The organism is Bradyrhizobium niftali (genome assembly GCF_004571025.1).
Lineage (GTDB): Bacteria > Pseudomonadota > Alphaproteobacteria > Rhizobiales > Xanthobacteraceae > Bradyrhizobium > Bradyrhizobium niftali.
In genome coordinates this window covers 1-2,453 of sequence record NZ_SPQT01000102.1, presented here as the reverse complement: position 1 = coordinate 2,453, position 2,453 = coordinate 1, and the positions used below count along the sequence as shown (strand labels likewise).

The 2,453-nt window shown below is 59.8% G+C and carries 1 protein-coding gene; it reads left to right on the top strand.

What is annotated here, in order from left to right; translation table 11 throughout:
- Positions 1-1,621 precede the first annotated feature (1,621 nt).
- A partial coding sequence (locus E4K65_RS46530) for a transposase (RefSeq protein ID WP_135179743.1) occupies positions 1,622-2,453 on the top strand: 832 nt, incomplete at its 3' end.

Below are 2,453 nucleotides of genomic sequence, written 5' to 3'. Positions count from 1 at the left end.
CGTCCCGCCAGGAAGTCCCAATCGATCTCCGCCGCCAGACGCACCAACGGATGGCGAAGGTTGATGATCTTCTCCAGAGATGGACGAAACAGATCGTCCTGACGATCGTCGCGCGGATGGCTCATGGGTTCTCCCCAACAGCGAATCTCGCCGTCAAAGGAATCACGAAGTCGCCAAATCCGGAATCTTGAAACGCAAGAAAACCAACACCTACCCACGGCTTTCTTGCACAATCGAATACTTGCTCACGACAAATCACAGCGACAGATCAATCGCTTCCGAATTCTTCACGGGCGACGATTCAGCCTTCGTTTGCGAACGCGGCTGAGTTCTTCAACAGCCTGCTAGGCCTGTTCCAGAAATTTCACCTGAGTTAGCACTGTCGGCCCGCCCTGATGCGATCATTTGTACGGGACGCGCCGACTATCCGAACCAAGTAAACAATGTGCTCTACTTTCCGTGTTATTTCGCGGAGCGCTTGATTGCGCGGCATCCACTATCAAAAACGCCATGAAACTTGTAGCTGCGAACGCAATTGCCGAATTGGCAAGCAAACCTCTTGCTCGCTGGCAGTTGATTCCAAATCCTTTCGACGGCCGGCCATTGCGTGCGGTGGCCTCCCAAGTGGCTCTCGCTGCAATGGATACCGGCCTTGCTCGAAAGCCAATCTCGGGTATTGACGCCTATCGTAAGTCGCTTTCACAAATGAAAGTTAGTTGTTGCACTAACACGATTCAGCTGAGCTGGTCTTAGCCCTTTGATGTGATAGCTAACCGACGACGACTGCGTAGTTGTGGCCACGTGAAAAGCGCAGATCGCGACGAGAGCAGGAGCGTTCCTTGGCGTCGGATCGAAAACGAGCATGGAAGACGAAGGAATCCATCTTGGCAGAGCAATCAAGGTCGGTGACAGGAGTTGGGAGTAGCGGCGCTTATCCCGACGAGGGAACGCTCACAAGCAATTACTGGCGGCTCGCCGCGCACCTCGTTGCGTGGCTACAGCGTGCAAGCATAGTCGAACCCCGGATCGAGGACTCCCTTTATCCGATCGGTTGCGAAATGATATCGGTTTGAGCAAGGGCGCAACGAAAACGACAGCTGATCGAATTGACCAGATGAGGCGAAATCATATCGGCTGGCTTTAGTCGCGGCGTCGGGCGTCCGCTGAAACGACCGGGCTCTACGCTCCGTTTACCGCGCCCACAGGTTGCGGCCCATCCGAGTGACGATCCCATCGCGCACGTGCTGGTGCGCTCCTCGCAGGGACTTGGGGGTAACCTATACACGTGGTCCGCGTAAGCAGTATGAACCTCCTCCGAATGAGTTGGACACCTGTGGTAGGCTCATTGAGCCGGGAGGTTTCGAACGAAACGTTCCACGTTTAATTGCAGCATTGGCCGTCGCGCCCGAAGAAGTGAAAAGTTTGTCTGCTATCAGGCGCGAGCTCGAGAATACCGGTCGACTCGCAGTGAAGCTCAATAGCTACGGCGCATTAGAGGAAGTCAGGCTCGCAAACCTAACTCGGGGATGTCCCGGGTTCTGTTGAATTTCTGAGGAGGTCGGCGTTGCCCACCTTGAGCCGGTAGGCTCGGGGTGCTGATTCCACAAAGGAGAGCAACGCCATGACGAGAGATATCACACCGGCTGGTTCGCCGGCGACTGGGGTTGTGGACGAAGCGTTTGCGGAAGTGCGGGCGAGCTTCGATCGGTTCTGCCATGCGGCGGGGATCGAGGCGCTCGGCACGATGATGGAGGCGGATGTGACGGCGGCCTGCGGGCCGCGCCACGGTCGCGATGCGGCGCGGCGGGCGCACCGTTGGGGCCGAACGCGAGGACGGATCGGTTTCCACGGCGGCAAGATTGAGGTCGAGCGGCCCCGGGTCCGGGGCGTGGACGGCCGCGAGATCACGATCCCGAGCTGGGAAACGGCAGCGCAGGAGGACTGGCTCGGTCGCTGGGCGATGAACCTGATGCTGATCAACGGGTCGACGCGCCGGTTCGGCCGCGCCGTCCGGCTGCCCGAGGGGGACGTGCCGGCACCGCCCGGATCTGGGATTTCGAAATCGGCGGCCTCGCGGAGGTTCGTTGCGCTGTCGGTGGCGCGGCTGGCCGACTTCATGGCTGCCGATCTGTCCACGCTCGACCTTCTGGTGGTCCAAATCGACGGGCTGCATCTCGACGACGATCTCGTGCTAGTCGCCGCGATCGGGGTTGACGGCGAAGGCAACAAGCATCCGCTGGCGCTGGTGGAAGGGGCGACCGAGAATGCCGCAACGGTTCAGGCCCTGCTGGACAACCTGGTCTCGCGCGGGCTCGACCCGACGGTGCCAAGACTGTTCATCGCCGACGGCGCGAAGGCGCTGTCGAAGGCGATCCGCCGCACCTTCGGTCCGGCCGCTGCGATCCAGCGCTGCCAGATCCACAAGGCGCGCAACATCATGGAACGCCTGCCGA